At 72.5% G+C, this 15324-nt stretch carries 11 protein-coding genes and 1 pseudogene; 2 read left to right on the top strand and 10 right to left on the bottom strand.

Annotated features, from left to right (window positions below):
- Positions 1–11 precede the first annotated feature (11 nt).
- From ACK8GG_RS15650 to ACK8GG_RS15625, 6 genes are all read right to left on the bottom strand, one after another.
- On the bottom strand, positions 12–866 hold the full coding sequence (locus tag ACK8GG_RS15650) for a DUF6492 family protein (protein WP_440355132.1): 855 nt from the start codon (positions 864–866) through the stop codon (positions 12–14).
- An 11-nt stretch (positions 867–877) separates the two neighbouring features.
- Positions 878–1927 (bottom strand): glycosyltransferase, encoded by a 1050-nt coding sequence (locus ACK8GG_RS15645; RefSeq protein ID WP_440356654.1) that lies wholly within the window; start codon positions 1925–1927, stop codon positions 878–880.
- Positions 1924–2967, bottom strand: coding sequence for a TolB family protein (locus ACK8GG_RS15640; protein WP_440356653.1), 1044 nt, complete (start codon positions 2965–2967; stop codon positions 1924–1926). The genes ACK8GG_RS15645 and ACK8GG_RS15640 overlap by 4 nt, the downstream gene beginning before the upstream one ends.
- The gene (locus tag ACK8GG_RS15635) at positions 2964–4232 is read right to left on the bottom strand and encodes an MFS transporter (RefSeq protein WP_440356652.1); all 1269 of its coding nucleotides are present in this window, start codon (positions 4230–4232) and stop codon (positions 2964–2966) included. Before ACK8GG_RS15635 ends, ACK8GG_RS15640 begins: the two co-directional genes overlap by 4 nt.
- Before the next feature lie 146 nt (positions 4233–4378).
- On the bottom strand, positions 4379–6154 hold the full coding sequence (locus ACK8GG_RS15630; RefSeq protein ID WP_440356651.1) for a DUF4082 domain-containing protein: 1776 nt from the start codon (positions 6152–6154) through the stop codon (positions 4379–4381).
- A 324-nt stretch (positions 6155–6478) separates the two neighbouring features.
- Positions 6479–7480: a glycosyltransferase gene (locus tag ACK8GG_RS15625; protein ID WP_502216356.1), complete on the bottom strand. Its 1002-nt coding sequence runs from the start codon at positions 7478–7480 to the stop codon at positions 6479–6481.
- Here ACK8GG_RS15625 and ACK8GG_RS15620 point away from each other — a divergent pair.
- Complete coding sequence (locus tag ACK8GG_RS15620) at positions 7479–8459, top strand: WecB/TagA/CpsF family glycosyltransferase (RefSeq protein WP_440356649.1); 981 nt, start codon at positions 7479–7481, stop codon at positions 8457–8459. The two genes, ACK8GG_RS15625 and ACK8GG_RS15620, sit on opposite strands and share 2 nt — an antisense overlap.
- 95 nt (positions 8460–8554) lie before the next feature.
- Here ACK8GG_RS15620 and ACK8GG_RS15615 read toward each other — a convergent pair whose 3' ends face one another.
- From ACK8GG_RS15615 to ACK8GG_RS15605, 3 genes and pseudogenes are all read right to left on the bottom strand, one after another.
- Complete coding sequence (locus tag ACK8GG_RS15615; RefSeq protein ID WP_440356706.1) at positions 8555–9976, bottom strand: sugar transferase; 1422 nt, start codon at positions 9974–9976, stop codon at positions 8555–8557.
- Positions 9977–10343: 367 nt separating this feature from the next.
- Positions 10344–11735 (bottom strand): annotated as a pseudogene (locus ACK8GG_RS15610) (MFS transporter); the annotation flags it as partial.
- An 84-nt stretch (positions 11736–11819) separates the two neighbouring features.
- Entirely contained in the window at positions 11820–12323 is a 504-nt protein-coding gene (locus ACK8GG_RS15605) for a MarR family winged helix-turn-helix transcriptional regulator (protein WP_440351606.1), read from the bottom strand.
- A gap of 60 nt (positions 12324–12383) precedes the next feature.
- Between ACK8GG_RS15605 and ACK8GG_RS15600 the strand changes: the two genes are divergently transcribed.
- Entirely contained in the window at positions 12384–13514 is a 1131-nt protein-coding gene (locus ACK8GG_RS15600; RefSeq protein WP_440351607.1) for a PP2C family protein-serine/threonine phosphatase, read from the top strand.
- A 62-nt stretch (positions 13515–13576) separates the two neighbouring features.
- Here ACK8GG_RS15600 and ACK8GG_RS15595 read toward each other — a convergent pair whose 3' ends face one another.
- A complete protein-coding gene (locus tag ACK8GG_RS15595; RefSeq protein WP_440356648.1) occupies positions 13577–15061 on the bottom strand; it encodes a sugar transferase in 1485 nt (494 codons plus the stop codon).
- Positions 15062–15324: the final 263 nt, after the last annotated feature.

The following is a 15324-nucleotide window of genomic DNA, read 5'->3' as shown; positions in this document are numbered from 1 at the left end:
GTCGACTCGGATCAGCCGCGCAGCGCCTGGCGGCGCAGCTCCAGCGGCGTCTGCGACTTGGCGGAGATCATCACCGCGACGTCGGCCGGCGCCACCTCGGCCAGGAACCGGCGCAGCGCCGGGGCGTCCAGGGGCACCTCCTCGTAGTGGTTGTGGCAGAGCATCTCCGCCGACGAGTTCGCCGTAGCCGGGGCGCCCAGAACCTCGTCGACGAAGACGCCGTAGAGGGTCGCCTCGGAGAAGTGCAGCCGGGCGCCGATCGCGTCGGCCCAGGCCTGGCCGGTGACCATCTCGATGCGGTGCTGCAGCCGTCGCACAATGGTCGGCGACCAGGCGACCGGGGCGCTGATGTAGTCGTGAAACGGCGGCCGCGCGGGCGGCAGGCCGAGCAGTTCCCGGGCCACCCGGTGCCAGCTGAGGTGCCGCGGCAGCGACTCGTCGACGGCGTCCGGCTTGCGGTAGAAGCGCACCACCTCGTCGCGCAGGTAGGTCTGCGGCCCGAACGGGCGGATGAACTCGATGTCGGAGTCGACCAGCAGCACCGCGTCGGCGTCGAAGCCGGCGGTCACCGCGAGTTTGACGATCTGCTGGGTGATCCAGCCCCGCAGCGGTGGGAACGGGCGGCGCAGGTTCAGCGTCAGATTCGTCCTCGGCACCGGCACGAAGCCGCGCGGCAGGTGATCGGACGCCCGGCGGATGTGCGTACGCGGACCGGCCAGCCGCGCGAAGAGCGCGAGATCGCGGGCCGCCACCACGATGTGGTGGTGCACGTCGTCGCCGGAGTGGGCCAGCACCGACCGGTTCAGGTCGGCGCAGAGGTCGAAGTCCGGCGCGTAGCTCGGCGTGACGACAGCCAGTCGGGTCATCGGATCCTCCGTCAGGAGCGGGCGGTCGGGCCGGGCCGGGCGGTGGTGTCCGGCGGTGCGGTCGCACCGGGCAGGGTGGCGGTGTCCGGCGGTGCGGTCGCGCCGGGCAGGGTGGCGCGGCTGCGGCGGGAGAGCAGGGCCGCCAGTGCCCGGCGGTTGCCGGGCCGGTGCAGCCGCAGCAGTTCGTTGCCGGCGACCGCTGCGGCGAAGCACCCGGTGGCGAACCGCCCGTGGTACTTGCCGAAGTACCGGATCCGGCTGACCAGGCCGAGCGCCACCAGCGCCGGACCGCCACCGGAGCCGCCGCCGTGGTGCCGCACGACCGCCTCCGGCAGGTAGCGCACGGTGAAGCCCGCCTCGCGCAGCCGGCGGCAGTAGTCGGTCTCCTCGCTGTAGAGGAAGAAGCGCCGCGCGTCCCACGGCCCGACCACGGCGTCGGCCGTCGCGCTGAGCACCAGCGCCGCCCCAGTGGCCCACTCGACGTCGGCCGGCCGCTCGTACGCCGCGACGGTGCGCACCATCTCGGCGAGGAAGCCGGGGCGGGCCGGCCAGCGGGCGCCGAAGAGGGCGTCGCCGAGCATCCGCGACACCGACGGCTCCCGCCGCAGCGACGGGAAGAGGCGCCCGTCGCGGTCGAGCATCCGCGGCACCGCAGCGCCGCTGTGGACAGCGGTCTCGACGAGCCGGCGCAGACTGCCCGGCGTCAGCTCCAGATCCGGGTTGAGGATCGCCACCGTACGCGTCGGCGCCACCTGCTCCCGGCCGACGTTGATGCCGCCGGCGTACCCGAGGTTCGCCCCGCTGGGGACCAGCCGGGCCCACGGGTGGCGGGCGACCACGGCGGCCGTGGCGTCGGCGGAGTCGTTGTCCACCACCAGCACCCGCAGGCGCAGTCCGGCGGCGGCGGCCGGCAGCGAATCGAGCAGCGCCCCCACCTCGGCGGCGCTGTTGTAGGTCACCACGATCACCGCGCAGTCGGCCTGCTGTCCCGCAGTCGCCACGACCGGTCCGGCTGTCGCCTCGTGGTCAGGTTCGCGCTGCCGCTGGTCGAGATCGGTCATGGCGTACTTCCTTCCTCGCCCTGGCCGGCGCGGAGCACCGCCGGCGACCAGGCATCCGGTACCAGCAGCCGGGGTTGGCCGCCGCCGTCGGCGGGGACGGCCCAGACGTCACTGGTCGCCACCGCCGACCCGCCGCGTGGCAGCCCGTAGACGATCCGGTCGTCGTCGAGCCAATCGACCTGGTCGTCCACGCTGCGGGTCTCCGCCAGCACCGTCTCCGCCCCGGTCCGCAGGTCGTGGACCGCCAGGCGCCACTGGCCGGGCGGGAGATCGCCGTGTTTCTTGAACGCCACCCGGGTACCGTCGGGCGACAGCGACGGGCACTCCGCGTCCTGGCGCAGGGCGGTGAGCCGCCGCTGGGCGAGGCTCCCCCGCACCAGCCAGGTCGTGCCGCCGGAGGCCGCCGTCGCATAGAACTGGTCGCCGTCGACGAAGGTGACACCCCAGAGGTTCTTGTCCGCCCGGTTGACCGGGCGTCCCGACACCAGCAGCGTGAACTCTTCGATGTTCCCGACCGGTGTGCCGTCGGCGCGACTGACCAGCGTCTCGGTGGAGAACTGGCCGGGGTCGGCGTACCCGTGGCCGTAGACGAAGGTGGTAGTGGCAACCAGCGAACCGTCCCGGGAGAGCCGCGCCCGGCTCGGCAGCCCGTTGAGCGGCAGGTCCCGCACCGGCGTCCAGTCGGGACCGAGCAGCTGCGCGCGGTAGGTGGTGGTCAGGCCCCGGTCGGCGGCCAGGCAGACGGCCGCGCCCGCCACCGCGTACACCCGCTCGCACTCGGCGGGAGTGAACGCCCGCGGCCCGTCCGGGTCGTCCAGCGCCACCACCGCGACCCGGCCGTACCCCGCACCGGCGGCGGTGTTGCGGAAGACCAGGCTCGGCCGGCCCGCCAGGGCGGCGGGCTCCACGGTGGCCGCCGCCCGCGCTCCGGCCGCCGCGGCCTGCTGCCGGGCCCGCTCCCGCAGCACGTATCCCCCGGCGCCCACCGTCACCACCACGATCACGGCGACCAGCGCGGCGAGCCGGGCCCGCGGGCTCACAGCGGCACCGCCACGTCGTCGCGCGGCTGGACCGCCGACTGCTGGTCCACGTCGCGGACCAGCAGCGCCGCCACCGGCAGCGCGACGGCGAGCAGCGCCGCCATCACCACCACCGCCGCCTGCGGACCGGCCACGAGCCAGAGGCTGCCGAAGCCGACGGAGGAGGCGAAGCGGGCCAGGGCGACCACGGTCTGCGCCGCGGCGATCCCGCTGCCGCGGGCCGGTGGCGCGACCAGCCGGCTGACCAGCGCCGCCAGCACACCGTCGGTGGCGGCGTAGAAGGCGCCGAGCAGGGCCGGCACCACGAACGCGGCGGCGACACCCGGGACGCCGGCCGCGACCAGATAGGCGACCAGCAGCGCGACGTGCCCGGCGACGAGCACCCGGGCCCGCCCCACCCGGTCGGCGAGGCGGCCCAGCGGCACGGCGAGGCAGAGGTAGACGGCGTTGGTGGCGACGTAGAGCAGCGGGAAGAAGCCCGCCCCGACGGCGTCACGCTGCTGCAGCACCAGGTAGAGGAAGCCGTCGCCGACGGTGAGCACGCCGAGGAGCCCGGCCACCAGCAGTGGACGGCGCAGCCGGCGGCCGGTGAGTTCCCGGACCAGGCCCGCCGGCCGCAGCCGCTGCGCGGCCGGGGCGCTGCGCCGGTCGGGGACGAAGAGCACCAGCACCGCGACCCCGATCACCGCGAAGGCGAACGAGACGGTGAAGACCGATCCGTAACCGCCGGGCACCGCGGCGAGCAGTGCGAACGCCAGCAACGGTCCGGCCACGGCGCCCGCGGTGTCCAGGGCGCGATGCACCCCGAAGGCCCGGCCGAGCCGGTGCGGTGGCGCGGCAGCCGCGATCAACGCGTCCCGGGGCGCGGACCGCAGGCCCTTGCCGAGCCGGTCGGCGGTGATGACCGCGGTGATCGCCACCAGCCCCTGCGCCGGCAGCATCGCCAGCCGGCTCGCGGCCGAGAGGCTGTAGCCGGCCGCGGCCACCCACTTCGGCCGCCCGCCCCGGTCACCGGCGTAACCACCGGCGATCCGCACCAGCGCGCTTACGCCCTGGTAGAGGCCGTCCATGAAGCCGTACGCGACGATGCCGAGCCCGACGTGCGCCGTCAGGTACAGCGGCAGCACGGCGGCGACCATCTCGGAGGAGACGTCGGTGAACATGCTGACCAGGCCGAGCAGCACCACGGTGGCGCCGATCCGGCCGGCGGGGACGGCGGCACGGGAATCGGGGCCGGCCGGCCGGTCGCGCAGGGAGACGTACAACGGGGAGCCCTTCCGAACGAGCGGAGGTCGCTCCCATTATTCGACGGTGATCGCTCTGCCTCGCCTGTCTGCCGGTGACCGATAGGCGACACGACCGACCGGACGATGCGCGGCGGGACGGACGGCCGGCCCGTCCCGCCGGATCGTCACGGCGTGATCTTGTAGATGTGGTAGCTGTACTCCTCGGCGAAGCGGTCCCGCAGCGTCCCGCCGCTGATCGGCACCGACCGGTTCTCGAAGAGCACCTCGGCGCTGGCCCCGCCCAGCCCCGGCGGCAGCGTCAGCGTCTGGTCGCCGGTCCCGCCGTCGCGTCCCGGCATCGCGAAGATGTAGTACGACCCGTCGTGGGCCTTGAGCATCGTGTCCAGGCTCTGGTTGAAGCGCCACTGGTACGACTGGGTGTTCAGCACCGGCGCCAGCGCCTTGACCCGGTCGTTGGTCTCGGTGACCTTCGGTCGTACGGTCTTCATTCCACAGTCGCGCAGCACGTGCTGCGAGTGGCACGGCCCGCCGAAGTTGTGGTTGAAGTAGATGATCCCGCGTGCCTCGTGGATCAGTGAGTTCATCACCGCGCCGGCGATCTGGTTGCCGGTGATGGTCGGTGCGTCGTCCTCACTGAACGGGTGGCCGACCTCGACGAAGGCGTAGACCGGCTGGCGCTTGCCGTCGGCGGCGTCGAGCGCGCGCACCCGGTCCATGGTCAGGCCGTAGTTCGCCGCGCGGCGGCAGTTCTCCGGGCGCACCCCGAGGGTCGGCCCCTCCGAGGCGGAGGTGCAGACGTTCGGGTCGGTGTACCAGTAGATGTCGGCCGAGACGATGTCGGTGTAGCCGTTGACGAAGGCCGCCGCGTCGGCGTCGGACTGCCAGAAGATCACGCCCTTGCCGTAGTTGGCGTAGCGCATCCGGCCCTCACCGGCGGGCAACTCCGCCAGGAGCCTGCGCTGTACGTCGTGTCCGCAGCCGCTGCCGCGCGGTGTGCAGATCTCACCCTCGCCGGGCCAGTTGCCGGTCCAGGTCCCGTTGCCCGGTCCGGCCCACATGTCGGGCTCGTCGGCCAGCACCCAGCCCTTGGTCTCGGCGCCGCGGTTGGCCAGCTCCGGGCCGACCATCGCGTGCATGCCGTTGCGGCCGATCAGGGGCAGATTGGACTGCCGGGTCAGCTGCACGTAGGTGTTGAGCCCGGCGCCGGAGTCGAGGTTGATGTCGTACTGCTCGTAGGTGCCCTCGAACCAGACGGCGGTCGGGAAGAAGGCCGGGTCGGTCCAGCCGCCCTGACGGGCGACCGGGAAGCCCGCGTAGTAGCCGGGGCCGCCGTCCCACGGGACGCGGGGCAGGTCGAGGCCGACCGGACGCGTGGTGGGGCTGGGGGTCGGCCGGCCGGCCGTGGGGCGGAACACCACGTCGACCCAGTAGTTGCTGGCCTGGTAGGTCTGCTCCGGGAAGCCGCCGGCGCCGTACCGGTAGACGCCGGCGGCGCCGACGGTGCTCAGCGGCCCGGCGGTCACCTTCCGGGTGAAGTACCGCTCGCTGGCCCGGTACCGGTCGGTGCGGTAGGAGACCACGTACTCCTGGCCCGCCCTGATGGCGACCGGCGTGCCGAGGTCGACCTGCTGCCAGCCGCTGCCGGTCTCACCGCGGGACACGGTGGCGGCGAGCTTGACGCCACTGCCGCTCCAGACGCTGACCGGATGCCGGTCGGCCGTGCCGGCCTTCAGGAACCGTACGCCGGTCAGGTCGCCGTCGCGGCTCGCGGTGAAGCGCAGGCCCAGCTCGACCGGGGTGGTGTCGGAGTCGACCGGCACCGCCGAGACGTCGGCGCCGGTGAAGAAGGAGTAGGTGTCGGTGGTGGCGGTCGCCGCCCAGCTGGAGACGGTCGCCGCGGAGCCGAGCAGGCTGGCGGCGAAGGCGACGAGGAAGGCCACCCGGCGCCGGCGGGGTGCCGTGTCCGGAAATCGGCTTCGGCGGCGATGATCGGAAGGAAATTCGCTTTCCACGAGATGCTCTACCCTTCGGCTTTGATCTCTGGCTGCACCATCTGCGCCTACGCGATGGCCTCCTCCCCAGGAAACGTGAACGTCACGACCTGCCGACCGCTGCCGCTCACCAGGAGGACGCTACCCACCCTCGTCACGCACGCCCATCCCCGGCCGTGGAAATTAACGCTCTCTTATACCAATACGCCGAATGCTCAAGAATCCGAATAAATGCCACCTAGAATGGTGGCGCGCAATTATCTTGATCAGATTTCAGCCATCCAGGGCCGTACCGCCGCCCCCCGGAGCGGCCGGCCGCCCCCAGCCGGACCGCGCGCTCCACCCGGACCGACGGCGCCGGCCCTCTGCCAGCAGCACCACCAGGACGTAGCAGGCCGCCGCCGGCAGCAGCCGCGGCGAACGCAGCAGCACGTCCCGCAGCCAGGAGAACGAACTCGCCTCCGGCACGGGATCCGGGGATCCGCGATGCTCCTGCGGCGTCGACCGCATGAACTGCCAGAACTCGGCGTTGCCTGCCCGGGCCCGCGCCACCCGGTTGACCAGGTCCGCGGCGCGCCTCGGCGGCAGCACCCGCACGGCGGCGCCGATCTCGCGCTTCTCGTCGGCGGCGAAGACCGCGTCCAGGAACATGTCGTCCGCGATGAGATCCGGGAAGCGGGAAAAACGCGCCCGCCCGGCGGCCGAGAGGCCGATCACCCCGCGCCCGAAGAGCCGGCCGCGAAATACCGGCAGCCGAGAATTGATCTCGTAGTAGGCCCGGACCGGCCAGCTGCTGCCGGTGGTGTCGACCTGCGGCCGGGGCACCGCCGCGGCGACACCGGGCTCCGCCAGCGCCGCGGCGAGCTCACGCAGCAGCCCGGCACCGGCGGGCACATCGGCGTCCAGATAGATCCGCACCTCGCCGGTGGCCACCTCGTCACCGGCGTTGAGCGCCGCCGCCTTGGACGCCGTGGCGATCTCCACCACCCGTACGCCGTAGGACCGCGCTATCGCGGCGGTGTCGTCGGTGCAGCCGTTGGCCGCCACGACGATCTCCATGTCCGACCCGAATTCCGGTGACGCGAGCAGCGTCCGCAATACCGAGCCGATCCCCGAGGCCTCATTGAAGGCAGGCATGACGACACTGATCCGCACGCGACCATAATGACCAGGCGAAATGCTCAACGACAACCGGCCGAATGGGGGATCCGATATCGCGTAGCCGACAGCTGGACGGCATTGTTCCGAGCCTCGGCATCGATAGATTGCAGGCATGTTCCCACGTGCAGGAATTCCGCAGCAGCGGAGCCGGGTCGTCATTTCCGGAATCGGTTTCGACCCGGTTCGCGAAGATGACGTGCTGCGCCACGTCATGCGGGAACTGGGCGCCGGCCGAGGCGGCCAGATAATCACGCCGAACGTCGACATCCTGCGCCGGGTGAAGCGCGACGCCGAGTCCCGGCGACACGTCGACGCGGCGAGCATCGTGGTGGCCGACGGCACCCCGCTGATCTGGGCCAGCCGCCTCGCCGGCCGGCCACTGCCCGCGCGGGTACCCGGCTCCGACCTGATCTGGAGCCTCTCGGCGGCGCTCGCCGAACAGGAGCGGTCGGTCTACCTGCTCGGCGGAAAACCGGGCACCGCCGCACAGGCCGAGACGGTGCTGCGGGGACGTTTTCCGCAGTTGCGCTTCGCCGGTCACCTCAGCCCGGCATTCGGTTTCGACACCCGGCCCGAGGAATTCGACCGCGTCTGCGACGAGGTCGCCGCGGCCCGCCCGGACCTGGTCTACGTCGGCCTGGGCTTTCCGAAACAGGAACGGGTCATCGCCCGGCTGCGGCCGATGCTGCGGACGAGCTGGTTTCTCGGTTGCGGCGCCGCCATCGGATTCGTCGCCGGGGTACACCGGCGGGCGCCGCGGTGGATGCAGCAGACCGGTCTGGAATGGATGCACCGCCTCCTGGCCGAACCGCAGCGACTCGGCCGGCGATACGTGGTGCACGACATTCCGTTCGCCTGCCGGCTGCTGGCCGGTGCGGCGCGTACCCGGCTCCGCGCTCCGGCGCGGCCCACGCCCGTCACGCCGCCGCCGTCGGTGCCCCTGCCCGCGACGACCTCGCTGAGCGCGGTGGCCCCGACGACCGTGGTGACCCCGCCGACCGTGGCTACCTCGATGGTCGATGCGGTGGAGCGGGTCGGCGCGGTGGTGGTGCCGGCGCCGGCCCTCCCCGCCGACGACCAGAGCACGCCGTAGACGCACGAGAACAACGGTGGAGATCACCATCACCGGCCGGCCCGGACGGGCCGGCCCGCGCTCGTCGAGCCTCGTCATCGCGTCCGGCAGCGGCGTCAGTACGCGCCGCGGCTGCCCAGCACCGCCCCCACCGTCTTCCACAGGATGCTGATGTCGGCGGCCAGCGACCAGTTCTCGACGTAGTAGAGGTCCAGCCGGACGCCGTCCTCCCAGGGCAGGTCGGAGCGGCCACTGACCTGCCAGAGCCCTGTCATGCCCGGCTTGACCAGCAGCCGGCGTCGGACGTCACCGCTGTAGCGGGCGACCTCCGAAGGCAGCGGGGGCCGGGGGCCGACCAGGCTCATCTGGCCGAGCAGGACGTTGAGCAGCTGCGGCAGCTCGTCCAGCGACCACTTGCGCAGGAACCGGCCGGTCCGGGTGACCCGCGGATCGTCGCGGATCTTGAAGAGCAGCCCGTCGGTCTCGTTGTGGCCGACGAGCTGCGCCAGGAGCGCGTCGGCGTTGGTGACCATGGTGCGGAACTTGTAGACGCCGAACTCGCGCCCGTGCTGGCCGATGCGCACCTGGCGGAAGAGCAACGGACCACGGGTGTCGAGCTTGATCACCACGGCGATCAGCAGGAGCATCGGCGCGGCGACGGTGAGCACCGCGAGCGCCGCCGACCGGTCGATGAGGGCCTTGACCAGTTTCCGGGCGCCCCGGAACTCCGGCGCCTCCACATGGATCAACGGCAGCCCCGCCACCGGCCGGGTATGGATCCGCGGCCCCGCCACATCCGTCAACGCCGGCGCCAACACCAGATCGATGTCAGTCCCCTCCAACTGCCAGCCCAGACGCCGCAACCGCGTCGCCGTCAACTCGGCGGAACCGGTCACGGCCACCGTGTCCGCCCCGATCGTCTCGGCCGCCTCGAGAATGGCCGAGAAGGACCCCACCACCGGCACGTCACCGAGGCGCTGCGGCACCGGCGCCAGCAACGCATCCGGAATACAGGCCCCCACCACCTGATAACCCGCGTACGGCTCACGCCGCAACGTGTGCACCAGCTCCAGCACGTGCGCGATGTCGCCGACGGCGAGCACCCGCCGGCACCAGCCCGCGCCCCGGCGGCGCAGCCGGTGCAGCCGTTTGCGCGCCGCGAACCGCGCCACCAGCAGCCCGGCGGTGCCCATTCCGATGCTGAGCGCCAGGAACGCCCGGGAGACGCCGACGTCGAGGACGTAGCCGGCGATCGCGACCGCCGCGGCGAGCCGCATCCCGGCGACGGTGATGCGGCGGTACTCGTCGGCGCCGTAGCCGAGTACCCGGTCGTCGTAGCAGCGCAGCAGCTTGAGCGAGATCAGCCAGGCCCCGACCAGCCCGGCCCCCACGATCAGGTACGGGACGTCCGACCCGTCCTCCGGCGGCCCGAACCGGGCGAAGTAGCCGCCGAGCGCCGCCGCGACGAGCACGAGGGCGTCGACGAGCATCAGCCGGCCGGTGGGCACCCGCTGGCTGCCCCTGGCCTCCGGTGGCATTCCCGGGACGTCCTGCGCCGGACTGGTCGCCGGATCGAGCAAGGCCACCGACATGACGGGTCTCCCCTCGCCTCCGGGCGGCGGCGATCGCTCGATCCCCTGTGGAGAGCACCCGCCCGGACGACTCCGACAGCTTCACCGATGGCGGTGGGTGTCCCGCACCCATCGACGGATTGCTGTCACCAGGTCGCACCGCTCGGCGGCCCGACCTGCCCGAACGGAGGATCGGCGGGGCGCCTCAGCCGGCCCTGCCGGCGTCGTCACCCTCGGCCGGCGGCGCGGTGGCGGGCGGGGACGGCACCGATGACGACCGCGGCGGGCCGGCCGGATCCGGCGGCACCGGTCGCGACGCCGCCACGTGCAGCACGGCCCGCTCGGCGAGCAGCCGGCGCACCGCGCCGATGTCGCGGGGTGAGGTACGTGAGGCCAGCCAGTACATGACGCCGGTCGGCAGGAAGAAGAGCTGGAACGCGGCGAGCCCGACCGCGTAGTTCAGCGGCGGCGGGAAGGCGGTGCGCAGGGCGTCGAAGGCGGCCCCGACCAGCGAGTTGCCCGCCGACCGGCCCACCCCGTTGGCGAGGTTGCCGAGGCTGTAGACAGTGCCCCGGTGCTCGGGCGGGTTGACGTCTGCGATCAGAGCGAACCAGTTGGGTGAGTTCGCCGAGGTCAGGGCGAGTGCCACCAGCGCCGCGACGAGACTGAGCCCCACCGTGGGCTCGGTGAAGACATTGGCCAGCACTGCGGTGACGGTCGCGCCGACGCCGGCGCCGTCGGGAACCTCGATCCGCATCGGCACGAAGAAGAGCACCAGGTAGAACGGCACCGCGGCGAGGATTCCGACCGCGGCCACCAGTGCCCTCGCGCGTGGGTTGCGCCGCTGTAACACGTCGCCGAGCAGCCCGCCGACGATCGAGAGGGCGGCACCGAGCTGGAAGAGCGTGGCGAAGATGCTGCCGACCATGGTCGCCGTCGGCAGCGAGTAGCCCTGGGAGAGGGCCCGCTCGCTGAAGAGCACCGGCAGCCAGACCATCGAACCGAACGCGGCCTGCGCGCTGACCCCCTGCAGGATCAGCCAGACGTTGGTCCGCCGGTCGATGATGCGGCGCACGTCGGCGCGGCTGATCCGGTAGTCGTAGTCACCACCGGCGGCGAGCACCCCGGCGAGTTCGGGTTCGCTCTGACCGCGCCGGATGTCGTACGTGAACAGGTACGCGACGGTGGCGACGAGGCCGGCCACGGTGAGCACCAGGAAGGGCCGGCGCCAGTCGGTCGCCCCGAGCAGACCGCCGGCGAGGGTGCCCGTGAGGGTGCCGACCCCCTGGGAGAGTCCCCAGAAGCTCAGCACCAGGCCGCGGCGGCGCGGTGCGACGAGATCGGTGACGACGGAGAAGCCGACCGACCCCACCGCGCCCAGCCCGACCGCGGCGATCAACTGGGCGGCGAGGAAGGTCCAGTAGCCGCCGGCGAGACCGGTGCCGGCGGTGCCCGCGGCCCAGAGCAGGGTGCCGGCCATCAGCAGCGGCTTGCGGTTGGTCCGGTCTCCGACGTACGCCCACACCACGGCGGCCACCGCGCTGACCAGGTAGCCGGCGGCGGTGACCGCGCCGATCATGGCTTTGGGCACCGCCAGGTCGACGGAGATCGACTCGTAGAGGGGCGGCACCAGGGCGATCGCCACGTTGTCCAGCGAGGCGAGCACCACGAAGACGACGACGCTGTACCAGCGGTGTGCCGCCGATCCGCCTCTGGGCACCCGCATTCCCTCCCCTGTCCGATTCCGGGTACCCGCCTGCACAGGGACCGGTCTCGGATCGTATCGGGAGCGGGGGTGCCCGGCCTGGGTTCAGGCGGTGTGGGCCAGCGACGACGGGGTGGCGAGCCCTTCCTGGTCGCTCTGGAGCACCTCGGTCGCGGCGGCGAACTCGGAGAGACCGCGCAGCAGCGCCTGCCGGCCGGCCGGGGTCATCTCGGCCAGGACCCGGGCGAGCTCGCTGCGCCGCTCGGCGCGCAGCTCGGTGAGGAGCGCCTCACCCTCGGCGGTCAGGTGCAGTGAGATCTCGCGCCGGTCGAGGCGGCTCGACTCGCGTTGCAGCATGCCCGCGGCGACCAGCCGGTCGCAGAGCCGGCTGGCCGAGGAGACCAGCATGCCGAGGGCCTCGGCGAGCCCGCGCAGGTTGATGCCCTGCTGCTGCTCGACGGCGACGACGGCGCGCAGCTGGGAGCTGGAGAGCCTGCTTGTCGTCCGCTCCCGGGCGACGTCCCAGACCGACAGCAGGCTGCCGCCGACCGCGTCAATCGCGGCGGCCATGTTCTCGTCTGGTCCGCTCAGACTGCGTTTGTCAGCCATGGTGAGGCCGAGAATACTCCGAACCTGGCAACGGCCGGGTCGGCGAGGGGGATGGAAATCATGGACGAGCGGACATCACGAGTGTGCGACACGCTGACCGCGGCTCCGGTGGATCTGCTCGTGGAGCGGCTCGAGGAGGAGCTTCGCCGCTCGTACGGGATCACCGGGGCCGAACTCCTGCAGGTCGACTACCGGTTGTCCACGCTGCTGCCGCTGCGCGGCGGTGAGCCGGTCTCGTCGGCGGGCCATCCGGCATGGCACTGCTTCGACCACCAGTCACCGGCCCTCGCCGACGGCGTCGGCTACTTCCCGGTGACGGTGCGCGGCGAGCGGACCGGGGTGCTGCGGGTCACGCCGGTGCCGAGCGAGCCGGAGCTGCTGGGCGAGCTGGTGGAGGTGGCCCGGCTGCTCGCCCACGAGCTGGCCGCCGCGGGCACCGGCACCGACCGGTACACCGTCGCCGCGCGCAGCCGGCGGCTGACCCTGGCCGCGGAGATGCAGTGGGAGCTGCTGCCCGGCCGCAGCCGGGTCCGCCCGTCGTTCAGCCTCGCCGGGCAGCTCGAACCGGCGTACGCGGTCCGGGGTGACAATTTCGACTGGTCCGACAACGGCGAGCGGCTCTGGCTCTCGGTGCTCAACGGCATGGGCGAGGGGACCGCGGCCTCGGCGCTGACCACGCTGGCGGTCAACGCGCTGCGCAACGCCCGCCGGGCCGGTGTCGACCTGGCCGACCAGGCGGAGCTGGCCGACCAGGCGCTCTACTCCTTCCACCGGGGCGAGCAGCACGTCTCGGTGCTGCTGCTCGGCGTCGAGCTGCGTACCGGGCGGGTCACCGCGGTGGACGCCGGCTCGCCACGGCTGCTGCTGCTGCGCGACGGCGAGGTCACCCACCAGAAGCTGGAGGCGCAGCTGCCGCTGGGCATGTTCGACGGCACCCGGTACGAGGCGCAGCACTTCGACCTGCGGGTCGGCGACCGGCTCTTCGTCGTCAGTGACGGGGTGACCGAGGCGACGGCGGCCGCCGGGCGTTACGGCGACGCCGCGCTGGCGCGGTTCCTGCGGCGCACGGCGGCGATGGCGCCGATGCAGGCGGTCCGCTCGATCCTGGGCGATCTGCGGGCCTTCGTCGGCACCGATCTGGTCGACGACGCGGTGGTGGTCTGCCTGGACTGGAGCGGGCCGCAGCCGTGAGGCCCCGGCCCGGACGGGTGCGCGTCGGCCGACCCGCACCGGGGTCGCGGCGCCCACCCGGATCAGTACGCGCCGCGGCCGTGCAGTACCGCGCCGAGAGTCTTCCAGAGGATCGTCAGGTCGCTGGCGAGTGACCAGTTCTCGACGTAGTAGAGGTCCAGCCGGATCCCGTCCTCCCAGGGCAGGTCGGAGCGGCCACTGACCTGCCACAGCCCGGTGATGCCGGGCTTGACCAGCAGCCGGCGGGCGACGTCGCCGTCGTAGCGGGCCACCTCGGTGGGCAGCGGTGGCCTGGGGCCGACCAGGCTCATCTGGCCGAGCAGGACGTTGAGCAGCTGCGGCAGCTCGTCCAGCGACCGCTTGCGCAGATAGCGCCCGACCCGGGTGACCCGCGGATCGTCGCGGATCTTGAACAGCAGCCCGTCGGTCTCGTTGCGGGCGGCGAGCTCGGCCAGGAGCGCGTCGGCGTTGGTGACCATGGTGCGGAACTTGTAGACGCCGAACTCACGCCCGCCCTGCCCCACCCGTACCTGGCGGAACAGGACCGGCCCGCGGCTGTCCAGCTTGATCGCCAGGGCGATGATGATCATCAGTGGCAGCGCGCAGGCGAGCACCACCGCGGAGATGGAACGGTCGACGAACCCCTTCACCAGTTTCCGGGCGCCCCGGAACTCCGGCGCCTCCACATGGATCAACGGCAGCCCCGCCACCGGCCGGGTATGGATCCGCGGCCCCGCCACATCCGTCAACGCCGGCGCCAACACCAGATCGATGTCAGTCCCCTCCAACTGCCAACCCAGACGACGCAACCGCGTCGCCGTCAACTCGGCGGAACCGGTGACCGCCACCGTGTCCGCCTCAGCAGCGCGCGCGGCGTCCAGGATGCCGCTGAACGACCCGACCACGGGCACGTCGCCGAGGCGCTGCGGCACCGGCGCCAACAGCGCGTCCGGAATACACGCCCCCACCACCTGATAACCCGCGTACGGCTCACGCCGCAACGTATGCACCAACTCCAGCACGTGCGCGGTGTCCCCGACGGCGAGCACCCGTCGGCACCAGCCCGCGCCGCGTCTGCGGGCCCGGTGCAGCCACTTGCGGGCGAGGAAGCGGGTGCCGACCAGGGCGACGGTGCCGGTGATGAAGCAGATGCCGAGGAAGCCCCGGGAGACTCCCACATCGGCGAGGTACCCGGCGATGGCGACACCGCCGGCGAGCCGGAAACTCGCCACCGAGACCCGCCGGTACTCGTCGGCGCCGTAACCGAGCACCCGGTTGTCGTAGCAGCGCAGCATCTTGAGGGTGAGCAGCCAGATCAGCACCAGGGCGGGCGCGACGACGGCGTAGGGGATCTCGGAGCCGCCGGTGCTCTGCTCGTCCCCGCCGAAGCGGGCCAGGTAGCCGCCGCCGACGGCCAGAGCGATGACCGCGGCGTCCAGCAGGACGACTGCGCGCACGTACGGTCGTTGCGACATCCTCATGGTGACCCGTGACCTGCCCGCGGCGGCGGGCACCGTCGCAGGACTCAGCATGGTGCCACTCGTCACCGGCCCCTCCCTGTTCGCACATGCGAGCCGCGGTCCCCGGGCAGGCGGGCGCGGACGGACAGCGGGACCCGCTCATCATCGCGCAGAAAACCCCGCAACAAGGGCAGTTCGCCGGATCAGCCGCGAATCGCTTCGTATGTGGATCTGCGGCGGCCGGCCGGATGCCGGCCGGGCCGCCAGAGGAGACAACGATCGCGGACCACGGGAGATCCGGTCCGGCTGGGCATTCGCCGGGAGAAACAGGTGGTCACCGACGGTGGCGC

Origin of the sequence: Melissospora conviva, from assembly GCF_049523535.1 — a bacterium.
Lineage (GTDB): Bacteria > Actinomycetota > Actinomycetes > Mycobacteriales > Micromonosporaceae > Melissospora > Melissospora conviva.
This window is presented reverse-complemented; position numbering and strand designations above follow the sequence as displayed.

What these genes read in the sequence shown, in the direction of transcription:
- ACK8GG_RS15650 (WP_440355132.1), bottom strand. Translation starts at nt 866, where the DNA reads ATGACCCGACTGGCTGTCGTCACGCCGAGCTACGCGCCGGACTTCGAC.
- ACK8GG_RS15645 (WP_440356654.1), bottom strand. Translation starts at nt 1,927, where the DNA reads ATGACCGATCTCGACCAGCGGCAGCGCGAACCTGACCACGAGGCGACA.
- ACK8GG_RS15620 (WP_440356649.1), top strand. Translation starts at nt 7,479, where the DNA reads ATGTTCCCACGTGCAGGAATTCCGCAGCAGCGGAGCCGGGTCGTCATT.
- ACK8GG_RS15625 (WP_502216356.1), bottom strand. Translation starts at nt 7,480, where the DNA reads ATGCCTGCAATCTATCGATGCCGAGGCTCGGAACAATGCCGTCCAGCT.
- ACK8GG_RS15615 (WP_440356706.1), bottom strand. Translation starts at nt 9,976, where the DNA reads ATGCCACCGGAGGCCAGGGGCAGCCAGCGGGTGCCCACCGGCCGGCTG.
- ACK8GG_RS15605 (WP_440351606.1), bottom strand. Translation starts at nt 12,323, where the DNA reads ATGGCTGACAAACGCAGTCTGAGCGGACCAGACGAGAACATGGCCGCC.
- ACK8GG_RS15600 (WP_440351607.1), top strand. Translation starts at nt 12,384, where the DNA reads ATGGACGAGCGGACATCACGAGTGTGCGACACGCTGACCGCGGCTCCG.